The 19930-nt window shown below is 33.0% G+C and carries 11 protein-coding genes; 5 read left to right on the top strand and 6 right to left on the bottom strand.

Annotation, left to right across the window (positions count from 1 at the left end; genetic code table 11):
* Positions 1 to 18: 18 nt before the first annotated feature.
* Together VRU49_RS04150 and VRU49_RS04145 are read right to left on the bottom strand one after the other, a co-directional pair.
* Complete coding sequence (locus tag VRU49_RS04150) at positions 19 to 1683, bottom strand: RagB/SusD family nutrient uptake outer membrane protein (RefSeq protein ID WP_330145522.1); 1665 nt, start codon at positions 1681 to 1683, stop codon at positions 19 to 21.
* A gap of 10 nt (positions 1684 to 1693) precedes the next feature.
* Positions 1694 to 4873: a SusC/RagA family TonB-linked outer membrane protein gene (locus tag VRU49_RS04145; RefSeq protein WP_330145521.1), complete on the bottom strand. Its 3180-nt coding sequence runs from the start codon at positions 4871 to 4873 to the stop codon at positions 1694 to 1696.
* 217 nt (positions 4874 to 5090) lie between these two features.
* Between VRU49_RS04145 and VRU49_RS04140 the strand changes: the two genes are divergently transcribed.
* Complete coding sequence (locus VRU49_RS04140; RefSeq protein ID WP_330145520.1) at positions 5091 to 5837, top strand: DeoR/GlpR family DNA-binding transcription regulator; 747 nt, start codon at positions 5091 to 5093, stop codon at positions 5835 to 5837.
* Here VRU49_RS04140 and VRU49_RS04135 read toward each other — a convergent pair whose 3' ends face one another.
* The gene (locus tag VRU49_RS04135) at positions 5838 to 7025 is read right to left on the bottom strand and encodes an anhydro-N-acetylmuramic acid kinase (RefSeq protein WP_330145519.1); all 1188 of its coding nucleotides are present in this window, start codon (positions 7023 to 7025) and stop codon (positions 5838 to 5840) included.
* 55 nt (positions 7026 to 7080) lie between these two features.
* Here VRU49_RS04135 and nagB point away from each other — a divergent pair, with 55 nt between their 5' ends.
* The 3 genes from nagB (at position 7081) to VRU49_RS04120 (ending at position 12747) form a co-directional block, all read left to right on the top strand.
* Positions 7081 to 8997, top strand: coding sequence for a glucosamine-6-phosphate deaminase (nagB, locus tag VRU49_RS04130; RefSeq protein ID WP_330145518.1), 1917 nt, complete (start codon positions 7081 to 7083; stop codon positions 8995 to 8997).
* Positions 8998 to 9046: 49 nt separating this feature from the next.
* Positions 9047 to 10198 carry an acyltransferase family protein gene (locus tag VRU49_RS04125; protein ID WP_330145517.1) on the top strand — a complete coding sequence of 384 codons (1152 nt, stop codon included), beginning with the start codon at positions 9047 to 9049 and terminating at the stop codon, positions 10196 to 10198.
* Between the two features lie 92 nt (positions 10199 to 10290).
* A complete protein-coding gene (locus VRU49_RS04120; protein ID WP_330145516.1) occupies positions 10291 to 12747 on the top strand; it encodes a TonB-dependent receptor in 2457 nt (818 codons plus the stop codon).
* A 5-nt stretch (positions 12748 to 12752) separates the two neighbouring features.
* Here the strand turns inward: VRU49_RS04120 and VRU49_RS04115 are convergent, their stop codons facing one another.
* Positions 12753 to 14294: a glycoside hydrolase family 10-like protein gene (locus VRU49_RS04115; RefSeq protein WP_330145515.1), complete on the bottom strand. Its 1542-nt coding sequence runs from the start codon at positions 14292 to 14294 to the stop codon at positions 12753 to 12755.
* A gap of 132 nt (positions 14295 to 14426) precedes the next feature.
* Here VRU49_RS04115 and VRU49_RS04110 point away from each other — a divergent pair, with 132 nt between their 5' ends.
* Positions 14427 to 15332, top strand: a complete 906-nt coding sequence (locus VRU49_RS04110) for a hypothetical protein (protein WP_330145514.1) — start codon at positions 14427 to 14429, stop codon at positions 15330 to 15332.
* Here the strand turns inward: VRU49_RS04110 and VRU49_RS04105 are convergent.
* Both VRU49_RS04105 and fabD read right to left on the bottom strand, forming a co-directional pair.
* The gene (locus tag VRU49_RS04105) at positions 15325 to 19035 is read right to left on the bottom strand and encodes a sensor histidine kinase (protein ID WP_330145513.1); all 3711 of its coding nucleotides are present in this window, start codon (positions 19033 to 19035) and stop codon (positions 15325 to 15327) included. The genes VRU49_RS04110 and VRU49_RS04105 overlap by 8 nt on opposite strands.
* A 1-nt stretch (position 19036) precedes the next feature.
* On the bottom strand, positions 19037 to 19924 hold the full coding sequence (gene fabD / locus VRU49_RS04100) for an ACP S-malonyltransferase (protein WP_330145512.1): 888 nt from the start codon (positions 19922 to 19924) through the stop codon (positions 19037 to 19039).
* Positions 19925 to 19930 lie beyond the last annotated feature (6 nt).

Genomic DNA, 19930 nt, shown 5'->3' with positions numbered 1-19930 from the left:
TTTATAATAAACTTTTAATTACCAATCAGGGTTTTGAGTCATTCCACCATAAGGTAAATATAGTGAAATTTGACCTGTTGGAACCGCTGTTAAGTAGTGCTTAGGCGTTATAAAAGTTCTGTTTGTAGTTGCTGTATAAGGCATTAAATAACCGTTAGCATTTGTTCTAACATTTGCAGCTGTAGGTACTTTTGCACCTAAGAAAATATCAGGATTTAAGCTATTAGTCATATAATCACCTTTTCTCCAACGAACAATATCATCGAATCTAAAGCCATCCATCATTAACTCAACTCTACGCTCTCTTCTAATTTCCCATAATAATGGAGAAACATCAGCAGTACGCTTAGCATCATTAATTACAGTTGTACCAGTAGTACCCGACATAACATTAGTACCGTTCCATTTTAATGGAGCAACACCAGCTCTAGCTCTTAATAAGTTAACAGATCTGTCTAATGCAGCTTGATCCATTGTACCTAATTCAGCCATAGCTTCAGCATAGTTTAATAAAACCTCAGCATAGTTAAATAAAGGCGCGTCTGTATCGTTTTGTCCACCGTTTTGGTTAGTATTTGGGTTTAAGAACTTAACAGGAACATAACCTGTACTAGAACTTCTACCATTAACTAATTTACCATTATAAGCGGTGTAATCAGCAATAGTTTTTAATAAACGGTTATCACGATTTGTTCTAACTTTATCAATACCATCATCACCAGCATATAGAGGAGCACCACCTACTTGCGAAACTGGTAAACCATCTGTTGTAGTATAAGCTTCAACAGCATTTTTAGTTAAACCATTCATTAAAGTAGTACTTGTTAAATAGTTGATGATTGAGTGACCTTGAACACCAGTAATGTATTTTTTAAATAACAATACTTGTTTGTTTCCAGTTAAATCAATAGAACTATAAATAGTTTCATACGATGGATTTAAAGTAAATGTACCATTCATTAAAGCTAACGATGCATCTTTAGCTTGGGTTAATAAACTGTTTGCATCAGCAGTTAAGCCTAAATTAGTATGATATTTTCTATAAGTTCCTTCGTATAAAGCTACTCTAGATTTTAATGCATAAGCTACATTTTTATTAATTGTATTATCCAAATCAACAGTTTTTAAATTTGCAATAGCAAAATCTAAATCTTCTAATACTTTTTGGATTACAATTTTTCTAGAATCTCTAGGTTTATAAATTGTAGTTACATCAGCGATATCCAATTCATTATCAATGTAAGGAACATCACCGAAAATTTTAACTTTATTAAAATAGTCTAAAGCTCTGAAAAATCTTGCTACTCCTTCATAATGGTTTTTTGTGTCCTGAGAAAGGTTAGTCATCTTTTTCACGCGATCTATCATAATATTCGCTTTTCTAATTTGAGTCCAGTCCCAGTTACCATTAGTAGCTGCGGCAGAAACTGCAAAATTTTGAAAAGTACCGGCTGCTTGATCATCTTGAAATGAATTAAAATAAAAATCAGATGTTGTTCCAGTACCAATTCCGTAACCAACAAACATGTTGTAAAAACCCCATGTATATGCTCTTACGTTGTTTTCGCTTGTCCAAAAGGTTTCGTCAGAAAACTGATCTGGTGTGTCCAGTTCTAAATCTTTTGTACAACTCCCTAGCGTAAGCATACCAATCATTGCTAGGGTTATCTTAAATATTTTCATACTTTAAAAATTAAAAAGTTAAGTTAGCACCAAATGAATACATTCTCGAAAAAGGGAAAGTACGTCCGAAGAAGTTGTTATCTCCGTCAGTAATCTCTGGATCAAGAGGTAATTTCGATTTCTTAAATTCTGCTAAGTTTTGACCACTAGCATAGATTCTGATGCTTCCAATTTTATACTTTTTAAGGAAATCGTTTTTAAATGTGTAACCAAAAGTTACGTTTTTCAATCTTAAATAAGCTAAATCAATTAAATACTTAGATTGTACGTAATAGTTGTTACCACTTGCAGGTAATCCAGAAATTCTTGTAGTACCGTTTCCTGAATATAATTTAGGATATTCAGCATTTGTATTTGTAGGTGTCCAATAATCTAACTGATGTTTGTATAAAATATCAGCACTTTGATACATTGGAATTACAGTTTGGCCAATTCCCCAATAGTCTCTCTTACCAACACCTTGTAAGAAGATGTCTAAATCGAATCCTTTGAAAGTACCGCCAAATCTTGCACCATATTGCCATCTTGGGTTAGTATTACCTAATTTAACTAAGTCACCATGATTAGCTAAAGTCATAGCACCACCGTTAATTACACCATCACCGTTGATGTCTTTGTATTTAATATCACCTTCACCGAATACGAATAAACCAGACTGTAAGCCAGTTTGACTAGGAGAAGCCGCAACATCAGCAGCAGAAGTAAAGTATCTATCTGTTTCAAAACCCCAGATTTCGCCTAACTCTCTACCTACATAGTTTTGAGTAATTAACATAGCTGGATTATCCCATTTAGTAATGGTACTTTTATTATCAGCTACGGTAAATGTTCCATAAACATTTAAGTCTTTAGTTACAGGGTAACGGAAATCTAATGCTACCTCTATACCTTGAGTTTTTAAATCTCCAGCATTAATTCTTGGTCCAGTTGTACCAAAAGTAGCTGCAGTACTTGTAGCTGCTAACATACCTTCAGTTCTTCTTTGATACCATTCAAAAGTTAAACCCATGTAGTTTTTTAAGAATCTTAAATCAACACCTAAGTTTAAATCTTTAACAGTTTCCCATGATAACGAGTTTGCAACTGCACGAGGTGCACCAATTGTATTAGCAATTACGCTACCATTAACCCAGTTCGTGTTAGAACTTGCCATAGCAGCAGTATAGAATTCACCACCTACATCTTGGTTACCTAACTCACCATATGAAGCTCTGAATTTAATATCATCAAATATTTTCTTAACCGGCTCCATGAATTTCTCTTCAGATAAACGGTATCCAACCGAAGCTGAAGGGAAGAATCCCCAACGATTTCTGCTAGAGAATACTGAAGAACCGTCATAACGACCGTTAACCTCTACTAAATATTTTCCTTTGTAGTTATAGTTAATCCTTCCGAAATAACCAGCCAAAGCACCTTGACCACGACCACCAGTTGCAAATTGATCTCCAGTAGCTAAACCTAACTCTGGACGAGAAGGATCTAATAAACCACGACGGTTTGCAGTTGCTGAGAAACTTGATCTAGTTTCGTAGTTAACCCCAGCCATAATTCTGAAATTATGATCTTCTTTAATTACTTTATCGTAAGTAGCGTAAGCATTTAAAGTATTTAATAAATTTCTGGTTGCACCATAACTTGTAAAATCTTGAGCTGCAGTAGCAATATTTACTGTATTAGTTGGAATACCACTCCAGAAATCTAATCCTTGGATCTGACCACCAACAACGTGTCTTAAACCATTATCTCTACCAATTGAATAATCGGCACGAATGTTTAATCCTTTAGCAACTTTAAAAGTTGCACCTAAATCAATACGATTATAGTTAGAAACTAAATCACTGGTTTGAGCACCTGCTTGATATGCTGGTAAATGTCTCCAATAGTTACCATTATAAGTTCCTAATGGGAAATATGAACCCCATCTCCAGAAATAATACCAATCTCCAGTTGCATAATACGACATAGGATATTCATACTTAAAGTTTCTGAATAACATTTTCGCATCAATGTCTAACCAAGGTTTAATTTCAGCATTAATAGCTGCTGTGATATTATATCTTGAAACGTTATCTGGGTTTAACTTAAAGATACCACCTTCTGTGCTGTATCCTGAAGAAATATAATAACCCATTTTATCGCCACCACCTTGAATTCTTACACTGTGATTTTGTTGATCAGTGAACTCATTTAATAATGTAGCTTTTGGATCCCATTCTTTAAAGAAATAAACACGGCCGTTGATGTAGTCAAAATCTTGACCTTTGATCATCTCAGTGCCAGTATTTGTTGCTTTATATTTTTGTTGCCAATTAGCAATTCCGTTTCTTAAAGCTGTTAACTCCATACCAAAAGTTTCAGGAGTAGTAGTTCCTGCTCTTTTTGCACCTTCAATTAATCCATCTAATTCTAATACTGGATCAGCGAAATCTGGCATAGTTGTAGCCTTATTCCAAGAGAAGTTGTTTGTGTATTGGATGGTAGTCGCCTGATTTTTCTTACCTGATTTAGTTTTAATTAAAACTACACCAAAAGCAGCTCTAGCTCCATAAATTGAAGTTGATGCCGCATCTTTTAACACAGAAACACTTTCGATATCATTTGGATTAATGATTGATAAATCACTAGTCTCAATATTATCTACTAATATTAAAGGTCTGCTAGATCCGTTTACCGATCCAATACCACGAATGTTAATGTTTGGTGCAGAAGTTAATCCACCATTTCCATAAGTAATAGTTAATCCTGGTACAGTTCCTTGTAAAGCTTTAGTAGGGTCGTTAATAGGTTTGTTCTCAAACGCTTGAGCAACATTAACCGTACTTACAGCACCAGTTAAAGTAGCTTTCTTTTGAGCCGCGTAACCTACAATTACAACGCCTTCTATACCTTCAGTAGAATCTAATAAGCCTACATTAATAACTGTAGCATCGCCTACAGTTCTTTCTGCAACTTGGTATCCCAGGTAGGTGTATACAATTACATCACCTTTTTTTGCGCTGATAGAGTAATTTCCTTCAGAAGTTGTTACTACCGAAGCGTTCGTACTCTTCACTTTTACACTAGCACCCGGAACAGGCCTCCCGTCACTAGCGCTTGTAACCTTTCCAGTTACAGTTATCTGTTGGGCCAAAGCTTGGAAAGCCAAGAAGAATGTGCCCAAAAACAACATGAGTAGTTTTCTTTTCATAAACTTTAATTTGGTTAAATAAATTACGTCAACTTTTTTGCTTTAAAAAACGCAGAATTACGCATTAAATAAAACAAAAGGTAAATATCATAAATGTTTTATATAAAAAAGAAATAATAGAAGGTATTTTTTTTGTGCGGTTAAGTATAAATTTTGCAGAAAGTAGCAAAAACCCGCAAAAAATTTTATAACTTTTCACAATCAAAAAATTAATGATATGTTAAAAAAAGAAAGGCACGACTTAATTATGCGTCAAATAAACCTGCATAATCGTGTTTTATCGTCAGATTTAATTCAACTTTTACAAGTATCTGAAGATACTATTAGAAGAGATTTACAAGAACTTGCCGATCAGAATCTTCTGTTTAAAGTGCATGGTGGCGCGCTCTCTAAATCTTATCATTCTTCTTTTGATGATAGCACAGTTTATGCAAAAGACAGAAAAATAGTTATCGCAAAAAAAGCCATCTCTTTAATTAAAGACGGAATGGTAATTTTAACAGGTGGAGGAACTACAATTTTGGAAGTGGTAAAACATTTGCCCGAAAACTTAAACGCAACTTTTTTTACCATCAGTCCAATGGTTGCAATAGAATTAGCTAGATTTCCAAATATTGAGGTTATAATTATTGGTGGTACTTTCTCCAAAAACTCTCAAATTTCTTATGGCGGACATGCCATAAATCAAATTTCGGAGATAAATATAGATTTATGCCTATTGGGTACTAGTGCTATACATCCCGAAAACGGACTTACTGATACCAACTGGGAAATTAATCAGCTTAAAAAAACTATATTCAATTCTTCTAATAAAATTGCCATTCTGTGCATTTCTGAAAAACTAAATATTACACAGCGATTAAAAGTTTGTTCTTTAGATAATATAGATTATTTAATTACAGAATTAGACCCTAAATCAAGTAAACTTGAGAAATATAAGTCTAAAAACTTAAAGCTTCTATAATTAGGTAGGGAAAGATATTTTACCAAAAGTTGTCTTGGGCATATTCTGTCCTTTAAATGGTATAGCCTTTCCAGCAACCGCTTCATTTGCCAAAATCGCAAATAATGCAGCTTCCTTTGCATCAGGAATAACTGCCAATTCAGTTAAGTCCGAAAAATGTGCAGTAGGCAATAAATTCTTTATAGTATTTATTAATAGTGGATTATGCAATCCGCCACCACTTATGAAAATATTAGATTTTTCGGATTGGGTGATTTGAATAGCATTAACAATAACCTGGGCTGTTAAATTATTTAATGTTGCTAAAATATCAAACGGCGATAAATCAACTAATTCAGTTTTAGTTAATACGGTATCCAGGAAATCTAAATTAAATAATTCTGGACCTGTAGTTTTAGGGAATTCCAACAAAAAGAAGGGATGATTTAATAATTCGCTTAATAATACATCATTCACCTTCCCTTTCGATGCTAAATCTGCATCTTTATCATAAAACAATCCAAATTCTCTGAAAACAAATTGATCCATCAAAGTATTTCCAGGGCCAACATCTGTAGAGAAAACTTTATCTATTTGTTCATTTCCAGGCAAGAAAGTAAAATTTGATATGCCTCCTATATTCAACAATACTCTATCTTCTTTCGGATCACCGAAGATTAAATAATCGCCATAAAGTGCCAGAGGGGCTCCTTCGCCACCACACGCAACATGTTTTTGTCTAAAATCACTAATGGTGATAATTCCTGTATTAACAGCTATATGATCTCCATCGCCAATTTGAAATGTGGCATTTGGAAAGTTTGGGTCTTGATGGAAAGATTTTGGCGCGTGGAAAATAGTCTGACCATGACTGGCTATTAAATCAATAGATGCTTTATCAACTTTCCATTCCTCGATAGCATCGTTAACTAATTTAGCATGCTTTATGGCCACCAATTCGTTCATTAAAACCACTTTTTGAAGATCGGCCTCCCTATTGGAAAAAATAGACTTTAAATTTTTTCTAAATTCTTCATCATAATCCGCTGTTTTAAATTCCAATATTTTTAACTTGGAAAGAACACCAGAACCTTCAATACTGCATAAAGCAATATCAAGTCCATCCATTGAAGTACCAGACATTAAGCCAATAATTAGCCTTTTAGATTTATTCGCAATGTCATAAATTTTAGCAATATTCAAATTCACACCCTACAGGTTAATTTTTGTCCATATATTTGTTGCTCACTCAAAAATTTTTAGAATGGCTAGGTTAAACCTTTTGGAAGAAACTCGTTACGAAAAATTACCCGTAACGGTATTCGATACACCCAAGGATGGTTCAATTCATGTTGCGCAACGTATCGCAAACATCATTAAAGAAAAACAAAATTCCAAAGAAAAGGCAGTTTTAGGTCTTGCAACTGGTGCAACACCCATTAAAGTGTATGAAGAATTGGTTAGAATGCACAAAGAAGAAGGATTAAGTTTTTCGAATGTGGTAACTTTTAATCTGGATGAATATTATCCAATGGCTGCTGAAGATGCTCAAAGCTATGTTTCGTTTATGAATGAGCATTTATTTAACCATATAGATATCCCAAAAGAGCAGATAAATATTCCAGATGGCACTTTAAAATTAGAAGATATACCTGCTTTTTGTTTGGAATATGAGAAAAAAATTGGCGATTTAGGCGGTTTAGATATTCAAATATTAGGTATTGGTAGAACTGGACATATTGGTTTTAACGAACCTGGTTCTGCACCAAACTCAGGCACAAGATTAGTTACACTTGATGATTTAACTCGTAGAGATGCTGCTAGGGATTTTGGTGGAAAATCTTTTGTTCCTACTAAGGCCATTACCATGGGTATTGGTACTATTTTTAAAGCCAGAGAAATTATTTTAATGGCTTGGAATGGCAAAAAAGCTTCCATTATAAAGAAGGCAGTAGAAGGCGAGATTTCTAGTGAAGTACCTGCAACTTTCCTTCAATTATCTGATAATGTAGAGTTTATTCTAGATAAAGATGCTGCAAAACAATTAACCAGATTTAATACGCCATGGTTAGTTAAAGATTGTATTTGGGACGAATATTTAATTAGAAAAGCTGTAATATGGCTTTCAAATACGCTAAAAAAACCTATTCTTAAGTTAACAGAAGACGACTATAACAATAATGGAATGGCGCAGTTAGCAGTAGAGAAAGGTCCAGTTTACAATATTAATATTCATATTTTCAATAAACTTCAGCATACTATTACAGGTTGGCCAGGTGGAAAACCCAATGCAGAAGACAAACAACGCCCAGAGCGTGCAAACCCTGAGAAAAAACGTGTTGTAATTTTCTCTCCACACCCGGATGATGATGTAATATCAATGGGCGGTACTTTTATAAGATTAGCAGATCAAGGACATGATGTTCATGTGGCATATCAAACTAGTGGAAATACAGCAGTTTGGGATGATGATGTACTTAGATTTGTAGAGTTCAGCAATGATTTTTCAGAGAAAATGGGAATGGCTGTTCCTGGTCAGCGTGAGATGTATGAGAATATGAGAAAATTCATTGAATCAAAAAAGCCAAACCAAATTGACACTCCTGAAATTCAAACAGTAAAAGGTTTAATTAGAAAGGGTGAAGCAATTGCAGGTGCACGTTATAGCGGTCTAAATGATGACCATATCCACTTTATGGCCTTGCCTTTCTATGAAAGTGGAAAAAATCAAAAAAATCCGGTTACCCAAAAGGATGTAGATTTAACAAAAGAATTATTACAAAAAATAAAACCTCATCAAATATTTGCAGCTGGCGATTTTGAAGATCCACATGGAACGCATATTGTTTGTTTTAATATTATTTTAAAAGCATTAGAACAATTAAAAGATGAGCCATGGGTAAAAGATTGTTGGTTATGGATGTATAGAGGTGCTTGGTTAGAATTTGAAACTCATGAAATAGAAATGGCAGTTCCATTGAGCCCTCAAGAAGTTGAGCGTAAAAAGAATGCTATTTTCAAACATCAATCTCAAAAAGACAGACCAGTTTTCCCTGGCGACGACTCAAGAGAGTTTTGGCAAAGAGCACAAGATAGAAATAGTGAAACAGCAAGAGCTTACAACGATTTAGGCTTAGCAGAATACGAAGCTATTGAAGCATTTGTAAGATATAAATTTTAAGATCTTAGGTTAAAACGTATATTAGAAAGTTTATTTTCTAACCTAACAAATGAACCCCATGCAGAAAGAGCGTTCGAGGTTAATCTCTTTGGATTTCTTTAGAGGTATAACAGTTGCAGCTATGATTCTTGTGAATAATCCTGGCAGCTGGTCTAATATTTATGCGCCACTTAAACATGCTGAATGGAATGGCTGTACCCCTACAGATTTAATATTTCCTTTCTTCTTGTTTATTGTAGGTGTGTCTATATCTTATGCATTGGGAAGCAAACGACTTGATACAGCTTCGCATCCTGGCGCAATAAAAAAGATTATTAAAAGATCTTTAATATTATTTGGATTAGGCCTGTTTTTATCATTATACCCAAAGGTGTTTACAGATCCTATTGGTGCATTTGAAAATGTTAGAATACCAGGCGTTCTTCAGCGTATTTCGGTCGTATTTTTAGTGTCTGCGATTATTTTTCTAAAGTTTAGTAATAAATCTATTCTAAAAATATTAATTAGTTTTTTAATCATTTATTGGGCATTAATGACGTTTGTGCCTGTTCCGGGTGTAGGTTTTGCCAATTTAGAAAAAGAAACCAATTTAGGTGCATGGCTAGATAGAACCATTTTAACTGAAGCTCATTTATGGAAATCAGCTAAAACATGGGACCCAGAGGGAATATTAAGTACGCTGCCAGCTATTTCGTCTGGCTTATTTGGCATTCTAGTAGGTGTATATCTGAAACGAAAAGACAAAATTGAAGCAGAAAAAATAGCTTGGCTATTTACAATTGGATTTATTGCAACTGCATTAGGATTAATTTGGGATTTAGTTTTTCCTATTAATAAATCTTTATGGACAAGTTCATTTGTATTATACACTGGAGGATTAGCTACAATTTGCCTAGCCTTATGCTACTGGATAATTGACGTTAACAACTATACACGATTTACAAAACCAGCAGTGGTTTATGGGGTAAATGCTATTACTGTTTTCTTTATTTCTGGACTACTACCTAGAACTTTAAATTTGTTTAAAGTAGTAAATGAAAAAGGAAACGAAGTTGGATTAGCGAACCATTTTTATCAATCGGTGTTCGTTCCAAATTTAGAACCACTCCATGCATCATTAGCCTGGGCGTTAATGTGGATTTTGTTTTGGTTAGGAATTCTCTGGATTATGTATAATCGAAAAATATTTATTAAAGTTTAAGTATAATGCAGTAATTTTATTACTGCATTTTTTGTTTAATAAAATATGGTGTTTACAATTTTTTTAATAAAAATAGCGCGAAAAAATCATCTATGCTTTTAAAAAAAATCACGTTCCTGTTTTTAATTTTTATTACCTCAAGTTTCAGTAATGTAACGCTAGCTCAAGTTTATGGCACCTTATCAGGTACAGTTGTTGATAAAGACAATTTCAAAGCTTTGCAGGACGTTACGATTGGCATTGAGAAGACTAATATTTCTACCACAACAGATTCTTTGGGTAGGTTTAGGATAACCAATATTCCGGTAGGAAGTTATAATTTGAAAATTTCTAAAGTTGGTTATGTAAACGAAACATTATATAACTATTTAATTTCGTCGGGTAATGAGAATACAATTAATATAGAATTATCGTCGAATACTAATATTCAAGCTGTTTCGATTTCCGCAAATAGATCGGCAAATGCGAGTTCTTTAATCACACCATTGTCGGTTCAAAGAATGACTACAGAAGAAATTAAAAGTAACCCAGGTGGCAATTTCGATATTTCTAGAGTAATTCAATCGCTCCCAGGGGTAAGTGGAACCGATGGAAGTAGCGGCGGTTTTAGAAACGATATTATCATTAGAGGTGGAGCTCCAAATGAAAACGTTTTTTATTTAGATGGAATTGAAACACCAATTATTAATCATTTTAGCACTCAAGGAAGTAGTGGTGGTCCAACTGGACTTTTAAATGTATTGTTTATTCAAGATGTTAAACTAAGTACTTCTGCCTTTGATGCAAGATTTGATAATAGTTTAAGTTCCGTTTTTCAATTCACTCAAAAAACTGGAAATCCAAATAAAGTACAAGGAAACTTAAGAATTCAGGCTACTGATGCTGCTTTAACTTTAGACGGTCCACTTTCAAAAAATGGTAAAACTACATTCTTAGCATCTGCAAGACGCTCTTATTTAGATCTTCTATTTAAACTAATTGATCTCCCTATTCGACCAAATTACTGGGATTTTCAGACTAAAATAACCCATAAATTAAGCAATAAAACAACTTTTAATTTTATTGGAATAGGCGCATTAGATAAATTTAGATTTGGCAGCATTAAGGATGCAAGTCCAGAAAAGCTTTATACTTTAAATAATACTCCATCAATAGACCAATGGAATTATACCATTGGAGGAAGTTTAAAAACACAGCTTAATAATGGTTTTTTAAATGTAGCATTAAGCAGAAATGTGCTGAATAATGAAATCAATAAATTCGACGAAAATCAAATTAATGACGAAACTAAAAGACGATTAAGGATAAATTCAACAGAAACTGAAAACAAATTGCGTGTTGACTTTAATTTCGCGAATGAAGGCTGGCAATGGTCTTATGGGGCTTCTTTACAGTACGTTGAAACAGATAATTCGTTTTTTAATAGATATAGAATTCAGGTTGAAGATGGCTCAGGCAATATTATTCAACCAGGGATTATTATAAATTCTAATTCTAAGATTAACTTCTTAAAATATGGTGCTTTTGCTCAATTAGGTAAAAGGTTTTTCGATAATAAATTGAGCTTAAATACTGGGGTTAGAATAGATATAAATTCATTTACAGAAGATGGAATGAATCCTATTGAAACCTTATCTCCTAGAATTTCCTTGAGCTATGCCATCAGCGATTATATAAAATGGAATGCTTCTGTTGGAAGATATTATAAACTTCCAGTTTATACCGTTTTAGGATTTAAAGACTCCAATTCGCTTTACCCAAATAAAGACAACAAATACATTAGATCAGACCATTACGTTACTGGTTTTGAATATTTACTATCTAATTCAACCAGGTTTACTTTAGAAGGATTTTATAAAAAATATGCAAACTATCCAGTTTCTGTTAGAGATCAAATATCTCTTGCAAATATGGGAGGCGATTATAATGTGGTAGGCAATGAAAAAGTAGTAAGTAATGGTGAAGGCCGTGCCTATGGAATTGAATTTTTTGCACAACAAAAATTAACTGAAAAGTTTTTCGGTATTTTATCTTATACTATTTTCAAATCTGAATTTAGTGGTGCAAATAAAAAATTGGTTGCTGCTGCATGGGACAACAATCAACTTTTAACGGCAACTTTAGGCTACAAACTTCCAAGAAATTTTGAAATTGGTTTAAAATTCCGTTATCAAGGAGGTGCACCATATACACCATTTGATGCAACAGCTTCTCAAACCAATTATTTAACAACAGGAGCGGGTGTTTTTAATTATAATCAATTAAACACACTTAGATTACCTTCATTTAAACAGGCTGATGTTAGAATCGATAAACGTTGGAATTATAAAAACTTTGCTTTAAATGCCTTTTTAGATGTATCTAATTTCTTAAGAACCAAAACGCCATCAATTCCGAAATATACATTTAAAAGAAATGCAGATAATACCGCATTTTTAACTTCTGATGGACAACCTATTAAACTGGATGGATCCAACGCTATACCATTCATATTAAATGATATGGATGCACAATTCACACCATCAATCGGTATAATTTTCGAATTTTAACAGTATTATTTTGTGAGTATTCCTTCAATATTTGAAGGAATACTTTCATTTTTTAATCGATCTAAAGCCGTTATAACATAAGAATAACGCTTATTTTTTTCAATTTCTGTATCTAAAAAAGTAGTGAATTCCTGAAATCTGATTTTCAAAATATTTCTTGCATTAGAAATATCTATTTGTTCTCCTTCTTCAAATCTATAAATCACATATCCTGAAGCCGTTTCTCCATCAGTTGCTTTATCAGGCTTTTCCCATTTTAAATGAACACCATCTGATTTTACTTCTGCATTAAAATTTTTAGGCGAATTTGGCTTAATATCATCCAGCCATGGCATTTGAGGCGGAAGAGAAGGATATTTATAAAAATCATTTTTTAAACTATCAGCAACTTTTCGTCCAACCGTTGTAAATGATTTACTACTAAAATATATGCTACCATGAATATTTTCGTTTTTTCTAATGTACCTAATTTGATCAGGAATCTGTGATGGTAACGCCCAAGCTGCTTCGGCTTTTGTGGTACCATTATGCACTAAATACAAGCCATGACCAATATAAAGATGTCGGCCGTAAGTATTATCACTCCACCAATCGGCTAAAACTGGGAATGGAGCTACTTTTCTAGTGAAACTAAAATAAATTTGAGGATTTATATAATCAACCCATCCTTCTTTAATCCATTTCCTACTATCGGCATACAAAGTGCTATAAGTTGATAATCCGGCTGTTTTTGCACCTTCCTTATCTTCACCAATATTCCTCCAAATTGCGGATGGACTCAATCCAAATTTTACATGTTTTTTATAATAATGAATACTATCACCTAGTTCCTTTACTAATAAATTAACATTGTTTCTTCTCCAATCACCGATATTAGTAAAATTGCCTTTATATTTTACGTAAGTACCTTCGTCGTTAATCTTTTGACCAGCAATTGGGTAAGGATAAAAATAATCATCAAAATGAATTCCATCAACATTATAACCTTTTACAACGTCTAAAATAACTTGAATAATATATTCTCTAACTTCTGGAATGCCAGGATTAAATTGTTTTTTACCCCCATAACTAAAAAACCACTCTGGCTTTTGCTTTGTTATATGATCTTCTACTAAAACATGATTTACATGGGTACTTGCTCTATATGGATTAAACCAAGCATGTAGCTCCATACCCCTACTATGTGCTTCGTCTATGGCAAATTCTAATGGATCATATCCTGGAGCGGGTGGCAAACCTTGTTTACCCATTAACCAGCGACTCCAAGGTTCTCTAGATTTAGCATAAAATGCATCTGCCGCTGGTCTTACCTGGAACATAATCGCGTTAATTCCATTTGCTTTATGCCTTTCAAGAATTCCAATAAACTCTTGTTTTTGCTGATCCATGGTGAGTCCAGCCTTACTTGGCCAGTCAATATTTTCTACTGTTGCTACCCAAACACCCCTAAATTCCCTTTTTGGTTCAATTTTTGCTTTATCTTGAGCATAGATTAGATTTAAATTAAAACTTAAAATAAAGAAGAGGAATATTGCGGATCTGATCATAATTTTTGCAAATATATTAATTCTAACGCCAATAACTGGCTTTTAATATGCTTTGATGCCTATTTTTTAGCGCATTAAGGGAAATGTTATAAGAATTTAATATTTTCGCATACTTATAATACACACAAAAAAATGCAACAAGAAGAAACTGTAAAAAAATCTGATCGTACTAAAATTTACTTTCTTAGTGTAGCAATTATCGCTCTGTTAGGCACTAATGCCTATTTTTTTTTCAAGGACAAACAAGAAAGCAAAAAATTTATTACTGTTAATACTGAGAAAGACAAGCTTGAGCTAGATGTTGAGAAAATAGAAGTAGAACTGGATAAAATTACCGCTTCCAATGTAATACTCAACGAGCAATTGGCTGATGAACAAGAGTTGGCTAGAAACAAAATAAAAGAATTAAAAGCTTTACTACAGAAACATAAATTAACTAAAGGCGAGTTAGACAAAGCAAAAGAAGAAATTGCTGAACTTACCGAGTTCGTTAGAAACTATACTATTCAAATAACATCCTTACAAAAAGAAAACGGTTATTTACGTAGCGAGCGAGATAGCCTTCAGAAGTCTATAAATATTGCGACAGAAAAAGCAGATGAACTCGAACAAAGAAATGCCAATTTAAATAAAAGAGTTAAAGCAGCGGCGGCATTAAAAGCCTCAAACATAACTGTAGAAGCTCATAGATTAAAAGGAAATGGTAAATCTTCTATTGTATTCAAGGCTAGTACTACAGATATTTTGAGAATTAAATTTAATATTGTTAATAACGATTTGGCTGCCAAGGATTATCACAACATCTATATGCGAGTAATAGATCCTGCAGGAAATTTAATAGCTAAGAATGACGATATTTTTACGGCAAATGACCAAGAATTACAATATAGCCAACAGATAACCATTAATTTTAAAAACGACGATACTTATTACAATATGGATTGGGTTAATCCAAATCCTTTTATTAAAGGAGTTTACTCGTTGGTGTTGTATGCAAATGGTTATACAATGGGGCGAAGTTCCATTGAACTTAAATAACAGGGAATACCAAATAAAAAGTTGTTCCTTTTCCTAGCTCAGAAACAAAACTCACTTCCCCACCCGCATTTTCTATAGCTTGTTTTACAAATGCTAAGCCTAAACCAGTACCAGAAGTTTTAGTAGTAAAATTAGGTGTAAAAATCCTAACCTTTTGTTCATCTGTAATCCCCCTACCGTTATCATTTACAGACACAATGTACTTGTCTTCTTGCTGTAGAACAGTAACTTTAATTTTAGCAACTGTGCGATCAATAACAGACTCTATTGCATTTTTAAAAAGATTATTAAAAGTGCGTAATAATTGATCTTTATCACCTAGAACTATTGGCTCTATAGATTGGTCATTAATAATTTTAATCTCTACTGCATCTCCAATGCCATATACCTCCATTGCTTTTTTAATAATTGGGAGAAGCGCTATATTTTCCAATTTAGTATCAGGCATTTTTGCAAAATTGCTAAATTCTGAAGCTATGGTCGACAAACTATCAATTTGTTCGATAAATGATTTATTGAAATTTTCAAATTTCTTGTCGAAATTAGGATCCTTTTCCTTCCATGAACGCTCTAACAATTGCACACCCAATTTTAGTGGTGTTAAAGGATTCTTAATTTCATGAGCTACTTGCTTTGCCATTTCTCTCCAAGCAGATTCCCGCTCAGATTTTGCTAATTTTTTAGCGCTTTCTTCTAGAGCGGCAATCATTTTATTGTACTCTTTAATTAAAGAACCAATCTCGTCTTGTCGAGACCATTGAATAGGTCTATTTCTACTACCCAATTTAGTTTTCCTGATACTATCCTGAATTAATGTTAAAGGATTAGTGATTTGATTCGCCAGGAATACGGCCAAAATTCCAATTATAACAAAAACCAGCGCATAAATATTGATTAATGTATTTATGAACGAATCTATTTTAGTATTGTAATCTTTTTCATTTTCAAAAAATGGGGAAGATAAATAGGCTACAGTCTGATTGTTTTCATTTTTTATAGGGACATAAGCTGTTGCATACACAAAATCGCCCACACGTTCATTTGCATTTATATACTCCGAATTTTGGAAGTTTTTTAAGCTTAGAAATGCTTCCATTTCCATCTTTTTGGCTAAAATTCCAGCTTCATATATTCGGGGTAAGGAGGTTAATAATAAATCTCCATTCTGATTATATAGATTTAAATAAACCCCATTTACATCGGCGAACTGATCAAATTCTATAACCCCAAATTGATCCAAGGAAATCCCTTTTTTAGAAATTAATTTTTCATAAGAAACCTGTAGTTTTCTTATTTTCTCCTTTATTTGATCAGATTGTTGAAACCTAAATTCTTTACTTATATAGTAAAAGGAAGTCCACCCCACCACAATTAATGTGGTAACGACCACTACAATAATAGAAACTTGAATTCTTGTACGATATAGAATTTGATTCGCATTAATCATTAAATATTTATTAATGTTGAACCAATTGAACGCTTTATCTTCTAAATTTTTAAATGTCCAGATTAATATAAATACCAAGACAGAAAAGAACATAAAAGTCAAGAAAAAGAAAGACAGGGTAGAAAAACGAGTTAGATAATCTACTTTTTCCTTGGATATAATTATTAGCTTATTGGCGGTTGGTGCATATACTAAATGGCTAATATTATTGTCGTTTTGATAAAATAAAGCCCCAATCTCAGCATTAAAATTTTTATTCAGTAAAGGATAAGATATCTTCCCAGATTGATTTACTAATCGGTTATTGTTGTAAAAAGCAAAGGAATATTTATCAAACTCCATATCCCTTTTCACCCTACTATCAATTAATAAATCTGGAAATCTTAAATTATAATTATAGGGTTGCGATTTTAGGTCGACCACCACCGTTCCGATTATACTTTCATTTTTAAAGACAGGTATTACACCAAAATAATTTTGATAACCAAAAACATCATTTACTCTATAGAAATAATTAGAAGCTAAAGTTTTAAGAGCTCCAAACATCACCATATTTCTATAATTCTGAAGCGGAACACCTTCATGATCGCCCAATTCTTCATCATTTTGATTATATAATCTTATTTGAAAATTAAAATTCGCCAAATAATCATTCAGATATTTCTTCTCTATATGATTAATAATTGCCTCTTCAGAAGTGGGGTTATTAAAATAATTTAAAATAAATTCATCGTTATTTACCTCTTGCTCAAAAACACTAATATTACTTAATAACTGAGGATCATCTGCATTTATTAGCTTTTTTGCAATATTATTTCTAGAATTTCTTTCTCTAATATCCGTATACCGGATGTACTTTAACGACGTTATAAATGCCATACAGAAGAATCCACTGGCAAAAATTAGAATAGAAAACTTACGTTTTTGCTTATAAAAATTGTACCCTATGAGATACATTAATAAGGCAAAAATTAAGTAATAAGCTGTAAAATCTACTATAATTCTAAAAATAGAGAAGGCAATTAAGGTTACTAAAAAAATGGCAACTCTTGTCGCTTTTGGTAAGGGATAACTTAAAGAGAAATCGGCAAAAATTACCCCTATGGTGCAAATATTAAACCATGCAATACAAATAAGGAAAACGCATAACCAACCTATCCAGTCCAACTTGAAAATATTTATATCAAATGGGATTTTGGAGTTATATATCAAGCCAAAAAATACATCATCTACAAAATAGGCGATTGTAGAAAATAAAATTAGCAAGAGAATTTGAAACAGGATAGATACTCTTTTCGAGTTCTTTATAGGGTTTAATTTAAAATACTTTTCTCTATGCTGATAAACAAAAAGAATGAACCAGGTTATGGCTATAGTACTTAACAATAAATCGCCAAGGGAAGGCAAATAAAAACTCTGAGCATAGACTTTGGGATCAAAAATTAGGAGGCCAAAATTTTTATTAAACCATCCATATTCCAAATCGCTTAACCTTAGTACTACAAAATACAGCCCAAATAAAATTGTACCAAAATAGAGGTAACCTCTTCTTACAATCCAGTTACTTAAAGAATAAGCGAATAAAGTAAGAAACACCATGAATCCAACATAAAGCCATAACTCTATAGAATAGTGTGTATTTGATGCGTATCGAGGTATTAATTTAACTGAAAACAAATACCTTCCTTCTAATCCTTTAATATGTTGGGTAGTTTCACTTGAATCATTAAAATGCGCTATATCTAATAATCCGGAGGGCGATAAATCTCTTGAGATTTCGTTTTTTAAGTACTCATTCTCTAGATTGAATTCATTTTTTATCGTAATTATAAATAGAAGAACAGTATTCTTATGAATATATTTAATTGCTTCATAATACCCGTTATTTAAATTTAAAAAACTACGCCCTTCTTTAATAGATTCTATATTAGGTGGAACTACACTTATAGAACTCCAAAACTTTAATTTGTTTTGTTGATAGGTAAATAGATTTATATTTTGGCTTGCATATTCATTTTTAAAAAAAAGAGCCATTTCACCATTAAGATGAAATGACTCAGCATTTTTTAATTTTATAGAATCATTAAGAAACTCTGCTACAATTTGTTCTTTTAACTTTAAATTGTTTTGGAGAACTTTAGATTCATTGTATAATACTTCAGTGTTACTTTGAGTTTTGCTAAACGTTAAAGCAGTTATAATACAGCCAATACTTAGCAGTAATAACAGTCCACGTATTTTAAACCCAATTCCCACGTTAAGCGCTTGTTAAAGACGCAGATGCAGTAACAACATCTCTTTTTACTTTTTTAACCAACCCTTGTAATACATTTCCCGGACCCACCTCAACAAAGGTATCAGCTCCATCTTTTATCATTTGCTCAACCGTTTGAGTCCACTTTACTGCTCCAGTAAGTTGAGTAATTAAATTTTGTTTAATTATAACTGGATCTAAAGTAGCAACAGGGTTAACATTTTGATAAATTGGGCATTTTGGTGCACTAATTAGTGTATGCTCAATAGCCGCTTGTAATTCTAATTTTGCTGGTTCCATCAATGGAGAGTGAAAAGCACCCCCTACATTTAACTTAAGTGCTCTTTTTGCACCAGCTTCAGTTAAAGCTGCACAAGCTTTATCTATTCCTGCAAAGCTTCCTGAAATAACTAATTGGCCTGGGCAATTATAATTAGCTGCCACTACTACCTCATCTATCTCAGCGCAAATTCTTTCAACCACATCGTCTGCTAAACCTAAAATAGCCGCCATAGTTGATGGATTTATTTCGCAAGCCTTTTGCATAGCATTAGCACGCGCAATAACTAATTTAAGTCCATCTTCGAAAGTTAATGCTCCCGCAGCAGTTAATGCAGAAAACTCCCCTAAGGAATGTCCTGCTACCATATCGGCATCAAAACCACCTGGCAACACTTTACTCAAAATTACTGAGTGTAAAAATATAGCGGGTTGAGTTACTTTAGTTTCTCTTAATTGCTCGTCAGTTCCTTCGAACATAATATCGCTAATTCTAAATCCAATTATCTCATTAGCTTGCTCGAAAAGGGCTTTTGCATCATCATTTTGATATAAGTCTTTACCCATACCTGAAAATTGTGCTCCCTGCCCAGGAAAAATTAATGCCTTCATAAATAT

This window comes from Pedobacter flavus (assembly GCF_036324285.1).
Taxonomy (GTDB): Bacteria; Bacteroidota; Bacteroidia; order Sphingobacteriales; family Sphingobacteriaceae; genus Pedobacter; species Pedobacter flavus.
The sequence above is the reverse complement of the archived record's forward strand: the minus strand, read 5'-3'. Positions and strand labels throughout refer to the sequence as shown.

Excerpts from the sequence above, each read along its gene's own strand:
- VRU49_RS04150 (WP_330145522.1), bottom strand. The coding sequence starts at position 1,683 with ATGAAAATATTTAAGATAACCCTAGCAATGATTGGTATGCTTACGCTA.
- VRU49_RS04145 (WP_330145521.1), bottom strand. The coding sequence starts at position 4,873 with ATGAAAAGAAAACTACTCATGTTGTTTTTGGGCACATTCTTCTTGGCT.
- VRU49_RS04140 (WP_330145520.1), top strand. The coding sequence starts at position 5,091 with ATGTTAAAAAAAGAAAGGCACGACTTAATTATGCGTCAAATAAACCTG.
- nagB (WP_330145518.1), top strand. The coding sequence starts at position 7,081 with ATGGCTAGGTTAAACCTTTTGGAAGAAACTCGTTACGAAAAATTACCC.
- VRU49_RS04125 (WP_330145517.1), top strand. The coding sequence starts at position 9,047 with ATGAACCCCATGCAGAAAGAGCGTTCGAGGTTAATCTCTTTGGATTTC.
- VRU49_RS04120 (WP_330145516.1), top strand. The coding sequence starts at position 10,291 with ATGCTTTTAAAAAAAATCACGTTCCTGTTTTTAATTTTTATTACCTCA.
- VRU49_RS04115 (WP_330145515.1), bottom strand. The coding sequence starts at position 14,294 with ATGATCAGATCCGCAATATTCCTCTTCTTTATTTTAAGTTTTAATTTA.
- VRU49_RS04110 (WP_330145514.1), top strand. The coding sequence starts at position 14,427 with ATGCAACAAGAAGAAACTGTAAAAAAATCTGATCGTACTAAAATTTAC.
- fabD (WP_330145512.1), bottom strand. The coding sequence starts at position 19,924 with ATGAAGGCATTAATTTTTCCTGGGCAGGGAGCACAATTTTCAGGTATG.